The organism is Actinomadura rugatobispora, assembly GCF_042656285.1.
GTDB classification, from domain to species: Bacteria; Actinomycetota; Actinomycetes; order Streptosporangiales; family Streptosporangiaceae; genus Spirillospora; species Spirillospora rugatobispora.
Map to the genome: position 1 here is coordinate 1 of NZ_JBHSON010000220.1, position 1,745 is coordinate 1,745.

2 protein-coding genes are annotated in these 1,745 nt (G+C 65.2%); both read right to left on the reverse strand.

What is annotated here, in order from left to right; translation table 11 throughout:
• Positions 1-31: 31 nt before the first annotated feature.
• On the reverse strand, positions 32-997 hold the full coding sequence (locus ACFPZN_RS55920) for a P-loop nucleotide/nucleoside kinase family protein (RefSeq protein WP_378293544.1): 966 nt from the start codon (positions 995-997) through the stop codon (positions 32-34).
• 349 nt (positions 998-1,346) lie between these two features.
• A partial coding sequence (locus ACFPZN_RS55925; RefSeq protein WP_378293546.1) for a winged helix-turn-helix domain-containing protein occupies positions 1,347-1,745 on the reverse strand: 399 nt, incomplete at its 5' end.

The window sequence follows — 1,745 nt, forward strand, 5'->3', positions numbered from 1 at the left end:
GGCGGGCCGTACAGGATCACGCCTCGCTTGGTCACCCCAGGATCTTACGGATGGCGTCCCGCGTCTGGTCGGCGATGCTGATGGCTGCGCCCTGGCGGTTGTCGATGGTGAGGTGAACGCCCGGCGGGCTGGCCTCGGTGTTGATGCCCTGGATGTAGTCGTCCCAGTGGGTGAGCTTCCACTCATCGCGGGGAGCGTCGCGGAACTCGATGTACTCGCGCATGGAGTCGATGTCACAGCGGACCCAGATCGCGGCGACCTCTACGCCCTTGGCCCTGCACCGGTTGGTGAGGCGGTTCATCCAAGCTTCGTCGTTCAGTTCTGAGATGAACGGCGCCGCGAGGATCGTGGAAATGCCGCAATCGATGTTGTCGTTCGCGGTGTCCATCAGGCATTTGTACTCAAGCGGCCTGATCTCTTTGAGGTAGAGGTCGCTATGCCGGTCGTGGGCGTCGCCGCCCATGGCGGTCAAGAGGCGTTCGACGAGTCGCCTGGTCAGAGAGTCCTTGTCCAGGAACGCCCATCCCGATACATCGCCTAGGAATCGAGCGAACTCGGTCTTGCCCGATCCGGCGTAGCCGCCGACCAGGACCAGAACGGGCTTGTTGATCCCGTCCGACAGTGCTCGACCTCGCCACGCGTTGACCACGCGGTTCTTGAGGACCGTCCCGGCGGCGGCGTCCCGGTCCTGGGTGGCGTCGGTGACCTTGTCCAGTCCGCGAGAGATCGTGGTGGCGGCCTCTTCGGTCACGGCCGGGCTGGTGCCGGGCGTGGGGAGCGGCAGGACGGCGTCTAGGGCTACCTCCTCGCCGGGGAGGGGGAGGCGAAAGCCCAGGTCGGGCTCTGTGGACTGGTGCATCAAGCAGTACGCGCGCCGGTAGTGCGGCCCTGGGTAGACACTCCCGCTCTCGTGCCCCCACAGGGTTTGGAAGTTGGCCGCAACGCGGAGTTCTGCCCGGTCGGCGACCTGGCGCAACTTGTCGCCGGCGGCTTCCAAGCTCAAACCGTGCGCCTCGCGTCGCTCACGAAGCCTGCCGGGCTGCCAACCGGGACGCTGCTTGGTTGCGGTCATGCGTATCGGCCTTTCCGTTCACTGTAGATAATGCCGCGTTCTGCGGGCTTCGCGGTCTACATGGGAGGTGTGAAAGCGGATGTATAAACCGTTGTGAAAGCTTCTGATGATTGATAAGTGATGGGTTTCCTTCGCCTCCTGCGTTGAAATCTCAGTGTGCCGACAAACGAGAGAACGCAGCATGACAGGGGGCGGTTCTGAGTGACGGCGGAGGGTGAGCGGAGGCAGACCCCTGGGGAACTGCTGGCGCAGATTCTCGCGGAACTGGACGACCTCACTTGCCGGGTCGACGAGCTTGCGGTGGCTCTGCGAACACGCTCTCCTCAAGCCGGGCGACCCGTTCGCCCAGATCCCGGACGGCGCCCAGCACCTCGGCGAGCTGCTCCATGAGCGCGCCGTCTTCGGCGGGCGGGGCCGGCGACTCGACTGAGTCCCGGTCCTGGATGAACACGCCCTTGCCCTGCTGGCCGACGACCAAGCCTTCGGTGCGCAACACGCTGATGGCGGCCTTCACGACACCGGCGGACACGTCGTACTGCTCGCGAAGCTGCGCGGTCGACGGCAACGCGTCCCCCGGATTGAGTCGACCGTCGGCGACCTGTGCTCGCAGGTCATCGGCGATCTGGAGGTATCCGGGGCGTCCCGTCCTCTTGACCATCGTCCGCCTTCCCTC